General features: G+C 56.2%; 20 protein-coding genes and 1 riboswitch. Of the genes, 18 read left to right on the top strand and 2 right to left on the bottom strand.

All coding sequences use genetic code 11. From position 1 onward, the window contains the following. The 12 genes from lptE (at position 1) to lipA (ending at position 11,016) form a co-directional block, all read left to right on the top strand. On the top strand, positions 1-561 hold the full coding sequence (lptE, locus tag M2407_RS00860; RefSeq protein ID WP_020825621.1) for an LPS assembly lipoprotein LptE: 561 nt from the start codon (positions 1-3) through the stop codon (positions 559-561). Continuing rightward, positions 558-1,592: a DNA polymerase III subunit delta gene (gene holA, locus M2407_RS00855; protein WP_130015901.1), complete on the top strand. Its 1,035-nt coding sequence runs from the start codon at positions 558-560 to the stop codon at positions 1,590-1,592. Before lptE ends, holA begins: the two co-directional genes overlap by 4 nt. After that, complete coding sequence (nadD, locus tag M2407_RS00850; RefSeq protein WP_048759491.1) at positions 1,582-2,244, top strand: nicotinate-nucleotide adenylyltransferase; 663 nt, start codon at positions 1,582-1,584, stop codon at positions 2,242-2,244. The genes holA and nadD overlap by 11 nt, the downstream gene beginning before the upstream one ends. 189 nt (positions 2,245-2,433) lie before the next feature. After that, entirely contained in the window at positions 2,434-2,751 is a 318-nt protein-coding gene (gene rsfS, locus M2407_RS00845) for a ribosome silencing factor (protein ID WP_020825618.1), read from the top strand. 3 nt (positions 2,752-2,754) lie between these two features. Continuing rightward, positions 2,755-3,225: a 23S rRNA (pseudouridine(1915)-N(3))-methyltransferase RlmH gene (rlmH, locus tag M2407_RS00840; protein ID WP_004949595.1), complete on the top strand. Its 471-nt coding sequence runs from the start codon at positions 2,755-2,757 to the stop codon at positions 3,223-3,225. 38 nt (positions 3,226-3,263) lie between these two features. Beyond that, positions 3,264-5,159: a peptidoglycan DD-transpeptidase MrdA gene (mrdA, locus tag M2407_RS00835; RefSeq protein WP_020825617.1), complete on the top strand. Its 1,896-nt coding sequence runs from the start codon at positions 3,264-3,266 to the stop codon at positions 5,157-5,159. A gap of 8 nt (positions 5,160-5,167) precedes the next feature. Then, a complete protein-coding gene (mrdB, locus tag M2407_RS00830; RefSeq protein WP_020825616.1) occupies positions 5,168-6,280 on the top strand; it encodes a peptidoglycan glycosyltransferase MrdB in 1,113 nt (370 codons plus the stop codon). Between the two features lie 10 nt (positions 6,281-6,290). Then, a complete protein-coding gene (gene rlpA, locus M2407_RS00825) occupies positions 6,291-7,367 on the top strand; it encodes an endolytic peptidoglycan transglycosylase RlpA (RefSeq protein WP_259216554.1) in 1,077 nt (358 codons plus the stop codon). A gap of 177 nt (positions 7,368-7,544) precedes the next feature. Continuing rightward, positions 7,545-8,756, top strand: a complete 1,212-nt coding sequence (gene dacA, locus M2407_RS00820) for a D-alanyl-D-alanine carboxypeptidase DacA (RefSeq protein ID WP_020825614.1) — start codon at positions 7,545-7,547, stop codon at positions 8,754-8,756. A gap of 111 nt (positions 8,757-8,867) precedes the next feature. Beyond that, a complete protein-coding gene (ybeD, locus tag M2407_RS00815; RefSeq protein WP_020825613.1) occupies positions 8,868-9,131 on the top strand; it encodes a DUF493 family protein YbeD in 264 nt (87 codons plus the stop codon). A gap of 258 nt (positions 9,132-9,389) precedes the next feature. Then, a complete protein-coding gene (gene lipB, locus M2407_RS00810; protein ID WP_020825612.1) occupies positions 9,390-10,058 on the top strand; it encodes a lipoyl(octanoyl) transferase LipB in 669 nt (222 codons plus the stop codon). Further along, on the top strand, positions 10,051-11,016 hold the full coding sequence (lipA, locus tag M2407_RS00805) for a lipoyl synthase (RefSeq protein ID WP_020825611.1): 966 nt from the start codon (positions 10,051-10,053) through the stop codon (positions 11,014-11,016). Before lipB ends, lipA begins: the two co-directional genes overlap by 8 nt. A gap of 95 nt (positions 11,017-11,111) precedes the next feature. Here lipA and tatA read toward each other — a convergent pair whose 3' ends face one another. Next, positions 11,112-11,321 carry a Sec-independent protein translocase subunit TatA gene (tatA, locus tag M2407_RS00800; protein WP_020825610.1) on the bottom strand — a complete coding sequence of 70 codons (210 nt, stop codon included), beginning with the start codon at positions 11,319-11,321 and terminating at the stop codon, positions 11,112-11,114. Between the two features lie 218 nt (positions 11,322-11,539). Here tatA and M2407_RS00795 point away from each other — a divergent pair, with 218 nt between their 5' ends. The 4 genes from M2407_RS00795 (at position 11,540) to M2407_RS00780 (ending at position 15,313) form a co-directional block, all read left to right on the top strand. After that, complete coding sequence (locus tag M2407_RS00795) at positions 11,540-12,601, top strand: diguanylate cyclase (protein ID WP_259216551.1); 1,062 nt, start codon at positions 11,540-11,542, stop codon at positions 12,599-12,601. A gap of 98 nt (positions 12,602-12,699) precedes the next feature. Further along, positions 12,700-12,762, top strand: a riboswitch (Fluoride riboswitch). Positions 12,763-12,838: 76 nt separating this feature from the next. Continuing rightward, positions 12,839-13,222: a fluoride efflux transporter CrcB gene (gene crcB / locus M2407_RS00790; RefSeq protein WP_259216550.1), complete on the top strand. Its 384-nt coding sequence runs from the start codon at positions 12,839-12,841 to the stop codon at positions 13,220-13,222. A gap of 298 nt (positions 13,223-13,520) precedes the next feature. Further along, positions 13,521-14,117, top strand: a complete 597-nt coding sequence (locus M2407_RS00785) for a TetR/AcrR family transcriptional regulator (protein ID WP_020825607.1) — start codon at positions 13,521-13,523, stop codon at positions 14,115-14,117. 5 nt (positions 14,118-14,122) lie between these two features. Continuing rightward, complete coding sequence (locus tag M2407_RS00780; RefSeq protein ID WP_020825606.1) at positions 14,123-15,313, top strand: multidrug effflux MFS transporter; 1,191 nt, start codon at positions 14,123-14,125, stop codon at positions 15,311-15,313. Positions 15,314-15,380: 67 nt separating this feature from the next. Here M2407_RS00780 and cspE read toward each other — a convergent pair whose 3' ends face one another. Next, on the bottom strand, positions 15,381-15,590 hold the full coding sequence (cspE, locus tag M2407_RS00775) for a transcription antiterminator/RNA stability regulator CspE (RefSeq protein WP_002210315.1): 210 nt from the start codon (positions 15,588-15,590) through the stop codon (positions 15,381-15,383). Positions 15,591-15,936: 346 nt separating this feature from the next. Between cspE and M2407_RS00770 the strand changes: the two genes are divergently transcribed. Together M2407_RS00770 and M2407_RS00765 are read left to right on the top strand one after the other, a co-directional pair. After that, the gene (locus M2407_RS00770; RefSeq protein WP_115059652.1) at positions 15,937-17,100 is read left to right on the top strand and encodes a M20 peptidase aminoacylase family protein; all 1,164 of its coding nucleotides are present in this window, start codon (positions 15,937-15,939) and stop codon (positions 17,098-17,100) included. 184 nt (positions 17,101-17,284) lie between these two features. Beyond that, positions 17,285-18,610 carry an LLM class flavin-dependent oxidoreductase gene (locus tag M2407_RS00765; RefSeq protein ID WP_020825604.1) on the top strand — a complete coding sequence of 442 codons (1,326 nt, stop codon included), beginning with the start codon at positions 17,285-17,287 and terminating at the stop codon, positions 18,608-18,610. Positions 18,611-18,639: the final 29 nt, after the last annotated feature.

Genomic DNA, 18,639 nt, shown 5'->3' with positions numbered 1-18,639 from the left:
GTGCGACATCGTATTCTGACGTTGTTGCTGGGGTTGGCGGTGCTGGTCACCGCCGGCTGCGGTTTTCACCTGCGTGGTACCACGCAGGTCCCTTCGGAAATGAAGACGCTGCTGCTGGACAGCTCGGACCCTTATGGTCCGCTGACCCGCGCGGTGCGTGAGCAGTTACGTCTCAGCGACGTGACCATCGTCAAGGATGCCAAGCGTAAGGATCTCCCTTCCCTGCGCATCATTGGCGCCACGGAGAGCCAGGATACCGCCTCTATCTTCCAGGACGGTAAAACCGCTGAGTACCAAATGGTACTGACCGTTCAGGCACAGGTGCTGATCCCGGGTCACGATCTGTATCCGCTAAACGTTAAAGTTTTCCGTTCGTTCTTCGATAACCCGTTGACCGCATTGGCAAAAGATTCCGAACAGGACATTATTCGCCAGGAAATGCGCGAGCAGGCCGCCCAACAGCTGGTACGTAAGCTGCTGACGGTGCACGCTGCGGAAGAAGAAACCCAACAGAAAGCCGCTGCCGCCGGTGAAAAAGCGGCAAGTCGCGTAGATCAATGATTCGTATTTACCCTGAACAACTTGCCGCGCAGCTCCGAGAGGGGCTGCGCGCTTGTTATTTATTGACCGGCAACGAGCCGCTGTTACTGCAGGAAAGCCAGGATCTGATCCGCCACGCGGCCCAAGAGCAGCAGTTCACCGAGCATTACAGCATTTCGCTCGACGCCCATACCGATTGGGATGCCATCTTCAGCATCTGCCAGGCCATGAGCCTGTTCGCCAGCCGTCAGACGCTGCTGCTGATCTTCCCTGAGAACGGGCCGACGGCACCGATCGGCGAACAGTTGATCAAACTGGCCGCACTGCTGCATGACGACATTTTGCTGATGCTGCGTGGGCCACGCCTGACCAAAGCGCAAGAAAACAGTGCCTGGTTCAAGGCGCTCAGCCCGCACGGCGCTTACGTCAGTTGCCAGACGCCGGAACAGGCGCAGCTCCCCCGCTGGGTCGCCCAACGTGCCAAAACCCTGAAGCTGGAACTGGACGACGCGGCAAACCAACTGCTGTGTTACTGCTACGAAGGCAACCTGCTGGCGCTGTCGCAGGCGCTGGAGCGGCTGTCGTTGCTGCACCCGGATGGCAAACTCACGCTGCCGCGCGTTGAACTGGCGGTAAATGATGCAGCCCACTTCACGCCATTCCACTGGCTGGACGCCCTGTTGGCCGGAAAAAGCAAACGCGCCTGGCATATCCTGCAGCAGATGCAGCAGGAAGATGTCGAGCCAGTGATCCTGCTGCGAACCCTGCAACGGGAACTGCTGCAGTTGCTCAACCTGCAACGCCGCATGGCGACAGTGCCTTTGCGTACGCTGTTCGATCAATACAAGGTTTGGCAAAACCGCCGTAACCTGGTAACTCAGGCATTGCAACGGCTGTCCGGCGCCCAGCTGCGGCAAGCGGTTCATCTGCTGGCGCAGATAGAAATCACCCTTAAGCAGGATTACGGCCAGTCGGTCTGGTCTGAATTGGAAACCCTGTCGATGCTGCTGTGCGGCAAACCTCTGGCCACGAGTTTTTCAGATGTCCACTAATCCGCAAGGCACTCCCGTTCTGCACGCCCTGTTTGGCGGCACCTTCGACCCTATCCATTACGGGCATCTGCGGCCGGTGGAAGCGCTGGCCGCAGAGGTTGGTCTGAACCGGGTTACGCTGTTGCCGAACCATGTTCCGCCGCACCGCCCTCAGCCCGAAGCGAACGCTCAGCAACGGTTGAAAATGGTGGAATTGGCCATTGCCGGTAACCCGCTGTTTGCTGTTGACGATCGTGAACTGCATCGCACCACCCCTTCCTATACCATCGAGACGCTGGAAGCCATTCGTAAAGAACGTGGCGCCGCCTTGCCTCTGGCGTTTATCATTGGCCAGGACTCGCTGTTGACGCTGCACAAATGGCACCGCTGGCAGTCGCTGCTGGATACCTGTCATCTGCTGGTGCTCGCTCGCCCTGGTTACAACGATCGCATGGATACGCCTGAGTTACAGCAGTGGCTGGAGCAACATCAGGTGAGCGATCCCGCCCAGCTCAGCCGGCATCCTCACGGATTTATTTATCTGGCCGATACGCCACAGCTGGAGATTTCGGCCACGGAAATTCGTCAGCGCCGCCATCAGGGACTCAACTGTGACGACCTGTTGCCGCGTTCAGTACAGCGCTATATCGAGTTACAGGGTTTATATCGCTAGCAACAGCCGCGTGATATACTGCGCCGCTATTTTTCAGGTATTCGCTGAAAACCCCGGAATCCTTAGCTGGCCGGGCAGTCACCAGCTGGCTTTCAGCGGCATCCTGCCGACTTATCATTGATTCAGGCCGCAAAACGGGCAAGTTGCCCGCCGCAGTCGAATGAACAGAACACACCCGAGGGGGAACCTTTGCAAGGTAAAGCGCTCCAAGATTTCGTCATCGATAAAATTGATGACCTGAAAGGCCAAGACATTATCGCTCTGGATGTACAAGACAAATCCAGCATCACCGATTGCATGATCATCTGCACCGGGACCTCTACCCGTCACGTGATGTCGATCGCCAACCACCTGGTGCAGGAAGCCCGCACCGCCGGTATGGAACTGTTCGGCATGAAAGGCCAGGAAGCCTCCGACTGGATCGTTGTCGACCTGGGTGACGTGATCGTTCACGTGATGCAAGAAGAGAGCCGTCAGTTGTACGAGCTGGAAAAACTCTGGAGCTAAGCGGTGAAACTGCAACTGGTAGCCGTCGGCACTAAAATGCCAGACTGGGTGCAGACCGGCTTTATGGATTATCTGCACCGCTTTCCGAAAGACATGCCGTTTGAGCTGACCGAAATCCCGGCGGGCAAGCGCGGCAAGAATGCCGATATCAAACGCATTCTGGAAAAGGAAGGCGAGCAGATGCTGGCTGCGGTAGGCAAAGGCAATCGCATTGTCACGCTGGATATTCCCGGTACGCCGTGGGAAACGCCGCAGTTGGCGCAACAACTCGAACGCTGGAAGCAGGACGGCCGCAACGTCAGCCTGCTGATTGGTGGCCCGGAAGGGCTGGCCCCGGCGTGTAAGGCTGCCGCCGAACAGAGTTGGTCGCTCTCACCGTTGACATTACCGCATCCTTTAGTGCGCGTGCTGGTGGCTGAAAGCCTCTATCGCGCCTGGAGCATTACAACAAATCATCCTTACCACCGGGAATAACCGGTGGTAATAGTGACAGAGTGAAATAAAGCAGCGGGATGAAAATAGAACGTAACCCTTTTCGCGACTATACGGCCGAATCCGCCCTGTTTGTACGCCGCGCCCTGGTGGCGTTCTTGGTCATCCTGGTGCTGACCGGCACCCTCATCGCCAATCTGTATAACCTGCAAATCGTCCGCTTTGAGGATTACCGCACCCGCTCCAACGAAAACCGCATCAAACTGGTGCCGATCGCGCCCAGCCGCGGCATTATTTACGATCGCAACGGCACTCCGCTGGCGCTCAACCGCACCATCTATCAACTGGAGTTGATGCCGGAAAAGGTCGATGACCTGAAAGCCACGCTACAGGCGCTGCGTTCGGTGGTCGATTTGACCGATGACGACATCACCAACTTCGAAAAAGAGCGCAAGCGCTCGCGCCGTTTCGTCTCTATCCCGGTGAAAACCGCCCTGAGTGAAGTGCAGGTGGCGCGTTTTGCGGTTAACCAGTTCCGCTTCCCCGGCGTAGAGGTCAAAGGCTACCAGCGTCGCTATTACCCTTACGGCTCCGCCCTGACCCATGTGATCGGCTACGTGTCGAAGATCAACGACCGTGACGTCGAACGCCTGGATAAAGACGGCAAGCTGGCCAACTACGCTGCGACGCACGACATCGGCAAGCTGGGCATCGAACGCTATTACGAAGAAACCCTGCATGGCAAAACCGGCTACGAAGAGGTTGAAGTCAACAACCGTGGCCGGGTGATCCGCCAATTGCATGAGCAACCGCCTTCCGCCGGCAAAGACGTCTATCTGACGCTGGATCTCAACCTGCAGCGCTATATCGAGCAGTTGCTGGTGGGCAGCCGTGCGGCAGTGGTGGTGAGCGATCCGCGCACCGGCGGCATTCTGGCTATGGTGTCCAACCCCAGCTATGACCCGAACCTGTTCGTCGACGGCATCTCCAGCAAGGATTACCAGGGGCTGCTCAACGATCCGAACCGGCCGCTGATCAACCGTGCCACGCAAGGGCTCTACCCACCCGCCTCCACGGTGAAGCCGTATATTTCCGTTTCGGCGCTCAGCGCCGGGGTGATCACCAAGAACACCATCGTCTTCGATCCCGGCTGGTGGCAATTGCCCGGCTCGGAAAAACGCTTCCGCGACTGGAAAAAATGGGGCCACGGCCGCCTGAACGTCACCAAAGCGTTGGAAGAGTCCGCGGATACCTTCTTCTATCAGGTCGCTTACGACATGGGCATCGATCGCCTTTCAACCTGGCTGACCAAGTTCGGTTACGGCGAATATACCGGCATCGATCTGTCAGAAGAGCGTTCCGGCCTGATGCCGACTCGTGACTGGAAATTCAAGCGCTATAAAAAACCCTGGTATCAGGGGGACACCATTCCGGTAGGTATCGGCCAGGGTTATTGGACGGCGACGCCGATCCAGATGGCCAAGGCGCTGACCACCCTGATTAACGACGGCAACGTCAAAACGCCGCACCTGCTGCAGAGCACCCGTATCAATGGCGTGCTGGTGCCTTTCCAGCAGGAAGAGAGCACGCAGATCGGCGATATTCATTCCGGCTTCTGGGAAATTGCCAAAGACGGCATGTATGGCGTGGCCAACCGCCCAAATGGGACGGCACGCAAGTACTTTGCAGGTACGCCATACAAAGCCGCGGCGAAATCGGGGACCGCACAGGTATTCGGTTACGAAACCTATAACGCCCACAAACTCGCAGAGCACCTGCGTGACCACAAACTGATGACGGCCTTCGCTCCCTTCGATAATCCGACGGTTTCGGTCGCCATCATTCTGGAAAACGGCGGTGCCGGTCCAGCGGTCGGGACGATCACTCGTCAGATCCTCGACCATATCTTGCTGGGCGACAACAATACGCAATTACCGGACGCGGCTCCGCTGCCGCCTGGTGTAGAAGGTGATTAAGGTAGAACATGACTGAAAGCCAACAAAAAGCGTCGATCTGGACCAAAATCCATATCGACCCCACATTCCTGCTGTTAATTCTGGCCCTGCTGGTCTACAGCGCTTTCGTGATGTGGAGCGCAAGCGGCCAGGACATCGGCATGATGGAGCGCAAGATCGGCCAGATTGTCATGGGGTTGATCGTCATGGCCGTCATGGCGCAAATCCCGCCGCGGGTCTATGAAAGCTGGGCACCGTATCTGTATATTTTCTGCGTGATACTGCTGATTTTGGTAGACGCTTTCGGCCAGATCAGTAAAGGTGCCCAGCGCTGGCTGGATCTCGGCTTCGTGCGTTTCCAGCCGTCCGAGATCGCCAAGATCGCGGTACCGCTGATGGTAGCGCGCTTTATGAACCGCGACGTCTGCCCCCCTTCGCTGAAGAATACGGCGATTGCGCTGGTACTGATTTTCCTGCCTACGCTGCTGGTTGCCGCACAGCCGGATTTAGGCACCTCGATTCTGATCGCCGCCTCCGGCCTGTTCGTGCTATTCCTGTCCGGCATGAGCTGGAAGCTGATCGCCGTAGCCGCCGTGCTGCTGGCGGCCTTTATCCCGGTGCTGTGGTTCTTCCTGATGCACGGCTATCAGCGCGACCGCGTTATGATGCTGCTCGATCCGGAAACCGACCCCCTTGGCGCCGGCTACCACATTATTCAGTCGAAAATTGCCATCGGCTCAGGCGGTCTGTCCGGTAAAGGCTGGCTGCATGGTACTCAGTCACAGCTGGAATTTCTGCCGGAACGCCACACCGACTTTATCTTTGCGGTGCTGGCCGAAGAGCTGGGGCTAGTCGGGGTACTGGTGCTGCTGGCGCTATACCTGCTGGTGATCATCCGCGGTTTGATGATCGCCGCCAAGGCGCAAACCACCTTCGGCCGAGTGATGGTCGGCGGGCTGATGCTGATTTTGTTCGTTTATGTGTTTGTTAACATTGGTATGGTCAGTGGTATTTTACCGGTAGTTGGCGTACCTTTGCCTCTGGTCAGTTACGGGGGTTCGGCGCTGATTGTGCTTATGGCTGGGTTCGGCATTATCATGTCGATCCACACGCATCGGAAAATGATGTCTAAAAGTTTATAAGAGGTGAGTAATGCGTAAGGAATGGCTTTGGGTCGGCGTAGTCGCGGTATTGCTTTCCGCCTGTACCGCCCCGACCACGGAACAGCAAGCGCCGCCGCAGCAGCCGTATAACGGACCGGTGGTGGAAATCGGTGGCGTTGAGCCTCAATATGAACCCTATAACCCTAATAATCTGCAGGATTATAAGGTTAATGGCGACACTTACCGCATTGTAAAAGATCCTCAGAACTTCTCGCAGACCGGTCTGGCCAGCTCCTATGGTGAAGAAGCAAGGGGGAATACCACCGCGCTGGGGGAACAGTTTGATCCTAACGGCCTGACCGCCGCACACCCGACGCTGCCGATCCCAAGCTACGTACGCGTGACCAACCTGGCCAACGGTCGCCAACTGGTAGTGCGCGTTAACGATCGCGGGCCTTACACCAAAGGTCGCATCATCGATTTGTCACGAGCCGTAGCCGATCGTCTGAACCTGTCCAACAACACCAAGGTCAAGGTTGATTTCATCAACGTTGCCCCGGATGGCACCCTCAGTGGCCCTGGCACCATCGGCACTACCGTCGCCAAACAAAGCTATGCCCTGCCCGCTCGCCCGGATCTGGGCTCCAGCAGCATGGGAACTCCCATTCAACAGGACGTCCCAGTAGCCAGCGGTGCCGCCGTGCGCCCGATTGACAACAGCAGCCTGAACACCGGCGACGCGGCTCCGGCAAGCAGCGCCGGCAATAGCCGCAGCGGCTTCCTCGGCGCGCCAAGCGCCGTACCGGCCGGCGTGTTGGAAGGCTCAGAGCCTGAACCCGCCGCCATTGCCGCACCGGTCGTCGCGACCGCAGCCGTTGCAGCAAGCAGTGCCTCTTCAACAGGCGGCTATGTGGTGCAGGTCGGCGCGCTGAGCAGTGCCGAGCGCGCGCAAAGCTGGCAGCAAAGCCTGAGCCAAAAATTCGGCGTACCGGGTAAGGTTGCCGCCAACGGCAGCGTCTACCGCGTACAGCTCGGCCCGTTCAGCGACCGTCAGCAAGCAGCTCAGCTGCAGCAGCGTCTGGCCACTGAAGCGCAGCAACAATCTTTTGTCACTGCCGCACCCTAAACATAGACCGGCGGGCAATCGCGACCGATAAGCTGATTTTTAGCTGAAACATTTTCTTTCAGCAAAAGCTTGTAAAGCGTGATAAGTCAGAGGATTGACTAATGCCTGCCAGGATCTCATCTGTTATAGTGTGGCTCGTTTTTTAACTTTACCCTCATGGATGTTGTAGTCTCGATCATGAAACAAGTAACTTCTTTTCGCTTAATCAAGAGCATAGCGCTCGGCACCGTTATCGCGATGAGTGCAACCACCGTTGCGCATGCCGATGACGTTAATATCAAGACCATGATCCCAGGCGTGCCGCAGATCGATGCGGAATCCTACGTCCTGATTGATTACAATTCCGGTAAAGTTTTGGCGGAAATGAACGCCGATGCGCGCCGTGACCCTGCCAGCCTGACAAAAATGATGACCAGCTACGTCATCGGTCAAGCGCTGAAAGCAGGCAAAATCGGCCAGGAAGATCTGGTGACCGTAGGTCAAGACGCCTGGGCAACCGGCAACCCGGTATTCAAAGGCTCTTCCCTGATGTTCCTCAAGCCTGGCGACCGCGTACCGGTCTCCAAGCTGACCCGCGGCATCAACCTGCAGTCAGGTAACGACGCCTGTGTGGCCATGGCCGACTACGTGGCCGGCAGCCAGGACGCATTCGTTAACCTGATGAACACCTACGTCAGCAAGCTAGGCTTGCAGAACACCCACTTCCAAACGGTACACGGCCTGGACGCACAGGGTCAGTACAGCTCCGCACGCGATATGGCGTTGATCGGCCAGGCGCTGATCCGCGACGTGCCGGACGAATACGCGATTTATAAAGAAAAAGAGTTCACCTTCAACAATATCCGCCAGATGAACCGTAACGGTCTGCTGTGGGATACCAGCCTGAACGTGGACGGCATCAAAACCGGCCATACCGACGCCGCGGGCTATAACCTGGTGGCTTCTGCGACCGAAGGCCAGATGCGTCTGATCTCCGCAGTGCTGGGCGGTCGTACTTATAAGGGCCGCGAAACCGAGAGCAAGAAACTGCTGACCTGGGGCTTCCGCTTCTTCGAAACCGTTGCGCCACTGAAAGTAGGCAAAGAGTTTGCGTCTGAGCCAGTCTGGTTCGGCGATGCAGATCGCGTTGAGTTGGGCGTAGACAAAGACGTTTACCTGACCATCCCACGCGGCCGCATGAAAGATCTTAAAGCCAGCTACGTGCTGAACACCCCGGAAATTCATGCGCCACTGGCTAAAAACCAGGTTGTCGGCAGCATCAACTTCCAGTTGGACGGTAAAACCATCGACCAGCGTCCGCTGGTAGTGATGAACGAAGTGAAAGAAGGCGGTTTCTTCAGCCGTATCGTCGATTACATCAAACTGATGTTCCACCACTGGTTCGGTTAACAGTTGAAATGGGCAAAATTGCCCCCATATACTGATTAACATTAACTCCCGCTCCGGCGGGAGTTATAATTTATAGACTCGCTATATCGATAGCCGCACTCTGGAGCGCACATGAAAACTAAACTGAACGAACTGCTCGAATTCCCTTGCTCATTTACCTACAAGGTAATGGGCCTGGCACAACCCGAGCTGGTAGACCAGGTGGTTGAAGTGGTGCAGCGCCACGCTCCTGGGGACTATAACCCGCAGGTTAAACCTAGCAGCAAAGGCAATTACCACTCCGTGTCCATCACCATCAATGCCACCCATATTGACCAGGTGGAAACCTTATATGATGAGTTGGGCAACCTTGAAATTGTCCGCATGGTGCTGTAATTCCAGCACAATCCTCTGCTTTTCAACCCGGGCCAGAGCATCCTCTGCCCGGGTTGCGCATTTTGAGTCAGCTATCCCAAAAGGATTGGAGCTGCATCAAGGCGGCAAGCGGCCGAATCCCGCTGAGCTTACTTAAGTAAGTGATTCGGGTGAGAAAGCGTGGCCAACACAGAGGCAGCTTCAAGCATGAAGGGTATAAATGCTGGTCGCGGGCCAGAGCGCCCGGTATAATGGCTTTACCACTTCTGTAACCTGACGATGACTCTTTTGCAACCAGACAAGATCATTTTGCGTCAGCTGGGGTTGCAGCCCTACGAGCCTGTATCCCAAGCCATGCACAACTTCACCGATCGCCGAACCGAAGCCACGCCCGATGAGCTGTGGTTGGTTCAGCATCAGCCCGTATTTACTCAGGGCCAGGCCGGTAAAGCGGAGCATCTGTTAATGCCGGGTGACATTCCGGTGATCCAGAGCGATCGCGGTGGCCAGGTAACCTACCACGGGCCGGGGCAACAGGTGATGTACGTGATGGTCGATCTGAAACGCAGCAAGGTTGGCGTTCGCCAACTGGTCACGGCTATCGAAGATACCGTTATTAATACCCTCGCCCACTTTCACATTGAATCGCGTGCCCGTCCGGATGCGCCCGGTGTTTACGTGGGGGAGCAAAAGATCTGTTCGTTGGGTTTGCGGATCCGCAAAGGCAGTTCATTCCACGGCCTGGCCCTGAATGTGGCCATGGATCTCACCCCTTTCCAGCGTATCAACCCTTGCGGTTACGCCGGCATGCAGATGGCGCAGGTCAGCGCGCTGGCGCCCGGCGTCGGCATAGAAGACGTACACCCCGTCCTGGTACAGGAATTTGTTCATTTACTCGGCTACCCGAAGGTCGAGCTTCGTAACTGGAACCTGCACGATTATGAGTAAACCAATTCAGATGGAACGCGGCGTCAAATACCGCGATGCAGACAAAATGGCGTTGATCCCGATTAAAACGGTGGTCACCGAACGGCAGGAGCTGTTGCGTAAACCCGAGTGGATGAAAATCAAACTCCCTGCCGACTCTACGCGCATTCAGGGCATTAAAGCCGCAATGCGTAAAAACGGTCTGCATTCGGTGTGCGAAGAAGCTTCCTGCCCGAACCTGTCTGAGTGTTTCAACCACGGCACCGCGACCTTTATGATCCTGGGCGCAATCTGTACTCGTCGCTGCCCGTTCTGCGACGTAGCCCACGGTCGTCCAGTAGCCCCGGATGCCAACGAGCCGGAGAAACTGGCTCAGACCATCGCCGATATGGGCCTGCGCTATGTGGTGATCACCTCGGTTGACCGCGACGACCTGCGTGACGGCGGTGCCCAGCACTTTGCCGACTGCATCGCTGCCATCCGCGCGAAAAACCCGACCATCAAGATTGAAACCCTGGTGCCTGACTTCCGCGGCCGTATGGATCGCGCACTGGAAATTCTGACCGAAACGCCGCCGGATGTGTTTAACCACAATCTGGAAAACGTGCCGCGTGTTTATCGCCAGGTGCGTCCGGGCGCTAACTACGAGTGGTCACTGAAGCTGCTGGAGCGGTTCAAGGAAGCGCATCCGCATATCCCAACCAAGTCTGGCCTGATGGTCGGCCTGGGGGAAACCAATGCGGAAATCGTTGAGGTCATGCGCGATCTGCGTCGCCATGGCGTCACCATGTTGACCCTGGGCCAGTACCTGCAGCCAAGCCGTCATCACCTGCCGGTGCAGCGTTACGTCAGCCCGGCCGAATTCGATGAAATGAAAGAAGAAGCGATGGCAATGGGCTTTACCCATGCAGCCTGCGGTCCGTTTGTTCGTTCCTCCTACCATGCCGATTTGCAGGCAAAAGGGATGGAAGTGAAGTAATCGCAGCAATGATTTGTTACGTTTCCCCCTGCGGAAACGGCAAAAAACGGATGTCCTCGCGGCATCCGTTTTTTATTGCCTGGCAGAAAGCGTGATTAAACGTCTTTCTTTTCGACGCTCTGCGGGTTGGCCTGGCTTTCTGCGGTGTTGGCTGGCGGTGGGGTGGTATCGTCGCCCACGGCCTTTTTAAAGCCCTTCAGCGCCGCACCTAAATCCGCGCCCAACGTGCGCAGTTTGCTGGTACCGAACAGCAAGATGATCAACACCGCAATCACCAGAAGTTTGGTAATACTGATCCCTTCCATACTCACCTTCTTATTCATATAGCGCTGCGAATGCAGCGAGAAAACAAACCTTGCCTGCGGGTATTTACCTACTTTCTCCGGAGCAAGACAACAGCAACATGTAACAGAGTGAGATCCCCACCACGGCTCAATTTTATCCGCACTGGGCATTAATCAGACTATTCTGAGTTTAGAAGCCGCGTGGTACGCTGTCACCCTGCTCATCATGGAGTTGCCGGATGTACAAGCCATCAGTCATAGATACCCGAAAATCCGGCCTTAGCTTTGCCAGACGCACCTATCTGCCGCGCATCGTCGGCCTGGGCATAGGTTCTCTGTGCGTATTTTCAGTTTTCTACACCCAAAACACCGCCCCATGGTTGTGGGTCCTGCTGATTTTGCACGGCTTTATCTGGCCACACCTCGCCTATCAATGGGCACGACGTTCCTCCCAGCCGTTCAAGGCCGAAATCCGTAACCTGCTGATCGATTCGTTTTTCGGCGGCCTGTGGGTGGCGATGATGGCCTTCAACGCCTTGCCGTCGGTGGTAATCTTATCGATGATGGGAATGAACAACATAGCCGCTGCGGGTAAGCCGCTGTTCTTCAAAGGCCTGGCGGCACAGTTGGCCGGCGCTCTGACGATCGGCGCCCTGATGGGCTTTCCCTTTCAGCCGGAAAGTACGGCGTCGCAGGTCTACCTGTGCCTGCCAATGATCTACCTCTATCCGATACTGCTGGGGTTAGTCACCTACCGCACCGCCAAACGGCTGGCGGAAAAGAAACAGGAGCTGCTGCGCATCAGCATGCGTGACGGGCTTACCGGGTTGTACAACCGCCGCCACTGGGAGCATTTGCTGCATCATCAATTTGACAGCTGTCGCCGTTATCAGCACACCGCAACCCTGATCCTGATGGATATCGATCGCTTTAAAACCATCAACGACACCTTCGGCCATGCGTTGGGGGACGAAGCGCTGGCGGTGCTGGCGGAAGAACTGTTAATTGGTCTGCGCGCCGTAGATATTGTCGGACGCTACGGCGGCGACGAATTTGGCGCAGTGCTGCCCAACACCAGCGCCGAACAGGCCAGCATTGCGTTATTGCGCATTCAGGAACGGCTCAATGAGGTCATTTTTCGCGAAGCCCCGCAACTGCGGCTCAACATCAGCGCCGGCATTGCGGATTATAACGGCGAGATGAGCGGCTATCTGGACTGGTTGAAAGCCGCAGACAATGCGTTGTACCGCGCCAAGAACAACGGCCGCAATCGCCTGGAGCTGGCCGTACCCGGCCATTGACGCCCAGAGTGACGACTTCCGCTTTTTCTGTCACTTTTGCTACTACAAAACGGGCTGCGCTAGGTGTAACATCCCCTATGCACAGCTAAACAGCCGTGCCGAACAACGGAGATGACATTCCTCCATAACCGCCCTCACAGGCTGATGATGTCTACGTAACCTCTCAGAGGGGTGCGTAGCGTTACGCCTGAACCTTTCTGAGTTTTATTTCCCCTTGAATGAAAGGTAGTTTCGACCATGTTGAGTTCTTTACTGGCAGTTTTTATTGGCGGCGGTCTCGGCAGCGTGCTGCGCTGGACCATAAGCATGAAGATGAACCCGCTCAATGCGCACATCCCGCTGGGTACGCTGGCGGTGAACCTGCTGGGCGGTTTTATCATCGGCCTGGCTATGGCGATATTCACCCGGATGACACACCTGGATCCGACCTGGAAACTGCTGATCACCACCGGTTTTTGCGGCGGCCTGACCACCTTTTCCACCTTTTCTCTGGAAGTGGTGTATTTACTGCAGGATGGTCGTTTCGCCTGGGCGTTGGGCAATATGCTGCTCAACCTGGCGGGATCGCTGGCGATGACCCTGTTGGCGTTTATGCTGGTCATCTGGATCAACGGGCAATAAGTGATTTCGTTGCCTTAATGTTTCCTTAATCTCCCGTGCGCATAATCTCATCCAGTCACCCCAACTGGATGAGAACTCAGATGCCAAGCCTGCCAAGAACCGTCACTGAAGTTGCCGCAACCCTGCTGTGCCTGCTGGTTGTTGTCGCCTTTATCAAGGTATATCTGTTCGCCTAAACCACAGCGCTTCCCCACCTTTACCCTTGCCCTATTGCCTATTGCCGTTGTTGCATTACAATTGAGAATGAACGTTCACACCCAGAAGGTGAACAACACATTTCTTGGCAAAGGATCGGGACATGATATCCACCAGCGACAGCAAGCAGGCTAAAGTACAGGCCCGCCGCGATCAGATTGTCGACGCCGCAAAACTCTGCTTTCGCCAGCACGGTTTCCACGCCGCCAGCATGGCGGAAATCGCGCATGCCTCGCAGCTGAGCGTTGGCCAGATCTACCGCTATTTCGACAATAAAGACGCCATCATCGAAGAAATCGTCAACCGCATCATCGCCAGTAAAATGCGCCGCCTGGAAGATCTCGGCGACCATATCAACCTGATCGCCGGCACTCTGGCAGCACGCAGCCTGTTTCAGCAACCGGGCGAAACTGAAACCGATCACATGCTGATGCTGGAAGTGACCGCTGAAGCCACCCGTAACCCGACGGTGGCGAAAATGCTCAGCGATGCGGAAACGCGCTTGTTTCATCATGTTTGCCAAAGCCTGCGTCGGCTCTACCCATATTTCAGCGAGCAGGAAATTGCCGCCAGGGTGGAATTTATTGCCGTATTAAGCGAAGGCACCGGCTATCGCATACTCACCACACAAAAAGCCGACGTCAGCTTGCTGAACGGCTTATACCAACAAGCTATCTCTCACCTGTTCAGGAAACCTTAATCCTTATGACCAGACCATTAGCCAGACAACGTCTGGTGTACGCGCTCGTGCTTGGCCTGCTCGCCTCACTGGGGCCGCTGTGCATCGATCTCTACCTGCCCGCTCTGCCGGAGATGGCCGGAGAGCTGAATACCTCTACCGCCACGGCACAGCTCAGCCTGACCGCCGGCCTGCTGGGGTTAGGCGTCGGCCAGCTGATTTTCGGCCCTTACAGCGACAAGCTCGGCCGCATGCGTCCGCTGCTGGTGTCGTTAGCGCTGCTGCTGTTCGCGTCACTGTGGTGCGCGTTGGCGCCGAATATCGACCAGTTGTTGATTGCCCGCCTGTTGCAAGGGCTGGCCGGGGCCGGTGGTGCCGTCATTTCGCGCGCTATAGCCCGCGATCTCTATTCCGGGCATGAACTGACACGGTTCTTCGCCCTGCTGATGTTGGTTAACGGCCTGGCGCCGATCGTTGCGCCAGTGCTGGGGGGAGCCATGCTGCAGTTCATGGACTGGCGAGGAATTTTCGGCGTGCTGGCAGGTATCGCAGTGCTGCTGTTTACGCTAGCCAGTTTGAAGCTCAGCGAGTCACTGCCCGCGGAACGTCGCAGCCAGGGCGGAATTTTGGCGATGTTGCAGTCGCTGGGCGGCTTGCTGACCCAACGCCAATTTATGGGCCTGTGCCTGACGCAAGGTTTCGTCATGGCCGGGATGTTCGCCTACATCGGCGCCTCTCCTTTCGTGCTGCAACAGATTTACGGCCTCAGCCCGCAGATGTTCAGCCTGTGCTTCGCCATCAACGGCGTCGGGCTGATTATTTCGGCGCAAATCTCCAGTCGCCTGAGCATACATTGGGGAGAAAGAAAGGTGCTGAAAGGCGGCTTAACGCTGGCTGCGGTTTCCTCGCTGCTGCTGTTGCTGGCTGCCAGCCTGCATGCCCCGCTGGTCCTATTGCTGGTGCCGCTGTTCTTCTCGGTAGCGGTGATCGGCATCGTGGGCCCTACGGCGTCATCTTTGGCGATGCAAAGCCAAGGGGACAAAGCCGGCAGCGCCTCCGCATTGATTGGCGTGAGCATGTTTGCTTTGGGTGCCTGCAGCGTGCCACTTACCGGCCTGGGCGGCACCTCCAGCGTGTCGATGGCGCTAACCATCGTCGGCTGTTATGCCATCGCCATCCTGCTGTTTAAGCTGCTGGTACGTAAACCGCAGGCGTAAATCGTCGTAAAAAGGCAATAAAAAACCCGCTCTGAGAGCGGGTTTTAAGAATTTCGGCTACTGTAGCTTAGATAGCGATAACGTTAGCAGCAGATGGCCCTTTGGCACCGTTCGTGATTTCAAATTCTACACGCTGGCCTTCAGCAAGAGTTTTGAAACCATTGCTAGCGATGGCAGAGAAATGAACGAAAACGTCCTTGCTACCATCTTCCGGAGTAATGAAGCCGAAGCCTTTGGATTCATTAAACCACTTAACGCTACCTTTAATCTTAGACATCAAACTTACCTTTAACGTGAATGTAAGACACAAAACGTGTGTCCAGTACAGTACAGCAATTAGACGGGATTTTGTCCACAACCTGGATCACATAAAAACGATAAAAAGTGAAAAAATCCGTCTCCGCCGCTGTAAACCGCCTACCCCCTTGGCCATTGCCACCACGGGCAGTCCAATCCTCTCTAAACCCCAGCGAACAGCGGTCGAACGCCTGTTTGATGGGGCGTCAACGCGTATTGACGGCGTGATGCAGACACAATCGCTATGAAATATAACCATATAGTCTTTTTGCTTCCGGCCGCGCTGCACTAGGGTTAAAACTTGTTAACCACTGTGAGCCAAGACTATGACCAGCCAACTGGCCGAAAAAATCATCGCCTATCGCCGTGAACTGCATCAGAACCCTGAGCTGTCCAACCATGAGTTTGCCACGACCGCCCGCCTCACCCGTTGGCTGGAAGAGGCCGGTATCCGTATTTTGCCGCTCGGGCTGAAGACTGGCGTAGTGGCCGAAATCGGCAGTGGCAAGGGGCCGATCATTGCGCTGCGTGGCGATATTGACGCCTTGCCGATCGAAGAAATTTCCGGCGTGCCGTTCAGCTCGCAAAACAGCGGCGTGATGCACGCCTGCGGACATGATTTTCACACGTCGGTCATGCTCGGCGCCGCGCACTTGTTGAAAGCGCGTGAGGCGACTCTGCCCGGTACGGTGCGTATTTTCTTCCAGCCAGCAGAAGAAACCTTCAACGGAGCTCAACACCTGATCGACGCCGGTGCGCTGGATAACGTGGCGGCAGTGTTCGGTTTGCACAATGCCCCCGAATTGCCGACCGGCACCTTTGCCACCCGAGCAGGCCCGTTTTACGCCAACGTCGATCGTTTCCAAATTCTGATCACCGGCAAGGGCGCGCACGCTGCCAAGCCGGAGCAAGGGGTCGACACCATCGTCACCGCCAGCCAGATCGTTACCGCATTGCAAACCCTGCCCAGCCGCAGCTTCAGTTCGCTGGAATCCCTGGTGGTGAGCGTCACGCGTATCGAGGGCGGCAATACCTGGAACGTTCTGCCGCAGACCGTAGAGCTGGAGGGCACGGTGCGCACCCACAGTGATGCGGTTCGCCGTCAGGTACCGGATAAAATCCGCCAGGTGATTAACGGCGTGGCCGCCTCGCTTGGCGCAGAAGCAGAATTGCGCTGGCAGGCTGGGCCACCGGCGGTCATCAACGACCCACGCTGGGCAGCGTTCAGCAAAACCGTCGCCGCCGAAGCGGGTTACCGGGTGGAAGAAGCCGAGTTACAAATGGGCGGCGAAGACTTCGCGCTTTATCTGCATCATGTCCCGGGCGTGTTCGTCAGCATCGGTTCGGCAAGCGAGTTCGGCCTGCACCATCCGCGTTTCAATCCGGATGAACAGGCGATTTTCCCCGCTTCGCAATATTTCGAACTGTTGGCGGAGCGCACGCTGCAACAATTAACCACGGTGCCGGAAAAAGCCACCAGCAACGTGTAAACCTGTCTGATTATTATTTCGCGGCGTAGAGTATTCTGCGCTGCGATTTATTATTTCCCTCACCGTTATATTTGCTATTTTCAACATTTGAATATGCTGTTTTGTTGTTTTACATCCTGATGACGCTAATCAATAGTGGAGCTCTAAAGAGAGCGCCACACCGGCATTTAACAGGGTGAAAGCAATGAGCAACAGTGCGAATAATCAACGGCAATTACGTCTTGGCGCCATTTTGCATGGCGCGTCGGGAAATATGTCTGCCTGGCGGCATCCGGATGCCACCGCCGACGCCAGTATTAATCTCGATTTTAATATTGCCACGGCGAAAAAAGCCGAACAGGGTAAATTGGATTTCGTGTTTGTTGCCGACGGCTTATATATCAATGAGAAGTCCATCCCGCACTTTCTCAATCGTTTTGAACCGCTAACCCTGCTTGCCGCCCTGTCCGCAGCGACCGACAAAATCGGCCTGGTGGGCACATTATCCACCTCCTACAGCGATCCTTTTACCGTGGCTCGCCAGTTCGCCAGCCTCGATCACCTGAGTAAAGGCCGGGCGGGCTGGAACGTTGTCACCTCGCCACTGGAAGGATCCGCGAAAAATTTCTCGCGCGCCGAACATCCGGAACACAGCTTGCGTTACCGCATTGCCAGCGAATACCTCGACGTAACCAAAGGGCTGTGGGACTCGTGGGAAGCCGATGCCTTCGTGCGCAACAAGCAGAGCGGCGAATTTTTCAGTGCCGGAAAACTGCATACCCTGAACCATCAGGGAGAGTTCTTCTCTGTTCAGGGGCCACTGAATATTGGCCGTACGCCGCAGGGCCGTCCGATCCTGTTCCAGGCGGGCGCTTCGGAAGACGGCAAGCAATTGGCGGCCAAACACGCCGATGCCATCTTCACTCATCATGAATCGCAACAACAGGCGCAAGCATTTTATCAGGACGTCAAAAAACAGTTGGTGGAACAAGGGCGCGAACCGGATGACCTGCGGATCTTCCAGGGCGTCAGCGTGATCGTCGGTGACGATAATGAAGACGTGGAGCGTCAGTATTGGGAAACCGCGCGCCTGGTCAGCATCGAAAATGCGCTCAATTATCTGGGCCGCTACTTTGAGCACTATGACTTTTCGCGTCACCCGCTGGATGAACCCTTCCCAGACATTGGCGACCTGGGGCAAAACAGCTTTCGCAGCACCACCGACGCCATCAAACGCAACGCCCGTGAGCGCAATCTGACGCTGCGTGAAGTGGCGCTGGAGGCGGCCTCACCACGTCCGGTATTCGGCGGTACGCCGGAAGCGGTGGCCGACGGCCTGCAAAACTGGTTCGACACCCAGGCCGCCGACGGTTTCATCATCAGCGGCGGTACGCCAAATTCATTCAGCCACTTTGTCGACCGCGTAGTGCCCATTTTGCAACAACGCGGCCTGTTCCGCAGTGATTACAACGGCGACACGCTGCGCGATCACCTTGGCCTGAAGCAGCCACTGAACCAATTTACCCAATAACAATAATATTATTTTCAGGGATAGCTGCT

Origin of the sequence: Serratia sp. BIGb0234 (genome assembly GCF_024809915.1) — a bacterium.
Classification (GTDB): domain Bacteria; phylum Pseudomonadota; class Gammaproteobacteria; order Enterobacterales; family Enterobacteriaceae; genus Serratia; species Serratia liquefaciens.
The sequence above is the reverse complement of the archived record's forward strand: the minus strand, read 5'-3'. Positions and strand labels throughout refer to the sequence as shown.

What these genes read in the sequence shown, in the direction of transcription:
- rlpA (WP_259216554.1), top strand. Translation starts at nt 6,291, where the DNA reads ATGCGTAAGGAATGGCTTTGGGTCGGCGTAGTCGCGGTATTGCTTTCC.
- M2407_RS00795 (WP_259216551.1), top strand. Translation starts at nt 11,540, where the DNA reads ATGTACAAGCCATCAGTCATAGATACCCGAAAATCCGGCCTTAGCTTT.
- mrdB (WP_020825616.1), top strand. Translation starts at nt 5,168, where the DNA reads ATGACTGAAAGCCAACAAAAAGCGTCGATCTGGACCAAAATCCATATC.
- lipA (WP_020825611.1), top strand. Translation starts at nt 10,051, where the DNA reads ATGAGTAAACCAATTCAGATGGAACGCGGCGTCAAATACCGCGATGCA.
- M2407_RS00785 (WP_020825607.1), top strand. Translation starts at nt 13,521, where the DNA reads ATGATATCCACCAGCGACAGCAAGCAGGCTAAAGTACAGGCCCGCCGC.
- ybeD (WP_020825613.1), top strand. Translation starts at nt 8,868, where the DNA reads ATGAAAACTAAACTGAACGAACTGCTCGAATTCCCTTGCTCATTTACC.
- mrdA (WP_020825617.1), top strand. Translation starts at nt 3,264, where the DNA reads ATGAAAATAGAACGTAACCCTTTTCGCGACTATACGGCCGAATCCGCC.
- lipB (WP_020825612.1), top strand. Translation starts at nt 9,390, where the DNA reads ATGACTCTTTTGCAACCAGACAAGATCATTTTGCGTCAGCTGGGGTTG.
- M2407_RS00780 (WP_020825606.1), top strand. Translation starts at nt 14,123, where the DNA reads ATGACCAGACCATTAGCCAGACAACGTCTGGTGTACGCGCTCGTGCTT.
- M2407_RS00770 (WP_115059652.1), top strand. Translation starts at nt 15,937, where the DNA reads ATGACCAGCCAACTGGCCGAAAAAATCATCGCCTATCGCCGTGAACTG.
- cspE (WP_002210315.1), bottom strand. Translation starts at nt 15,590, where the DNA reads ATGTCTAAGATTAAAGGTAGCGTTAAGTGGTTTAATGAATCCAAAGGC.
- crcB (WP_259216550.1), top strand. Translation starts at nt 12,839, where the DNA reads ATGTTGAGTTCTTTACTGGCAGTTTTTATTGGCGGCGGTCTCGGCAGC.
- tatA (WP_020825610.1), bottom strand. Translation starts at nt 11,321, where the DNA reads ATGGAAGGGATCAGTATTACCAAACTTCTGGTGATTGCGGTGTTGATC.
- dacA (WP_020825614.1), top strand. Translation starts at nt 7,545, where the DNA reads ATGAAACAAGTAACTTCTTTTCGCTTAATCAAGAGCATAGCGCTCGGC.
- holA (WP_130015901.1), top strand. Translation starts at nt 558, where the DNA reads ATGATTCGTATTTACCCTGAACAACTTGCCGCGCAGCTCCGAGAGGGG.
- nadD (WP_048759491.1), top strand. Translation starts at nt 1,582, where the DNA reads ATGTCCACTAATCCGCAAGGCACTCCCGTTCTGCACGCCCTGTTTGGC.
- M2407_RS00765 (WP_020825604.1), top strand. Translation starts at nt 17,285, where the DNA reads ATGAGCAACAGTGCGAATAATCAACGGCAATTACGTCTTGGCGCCATT.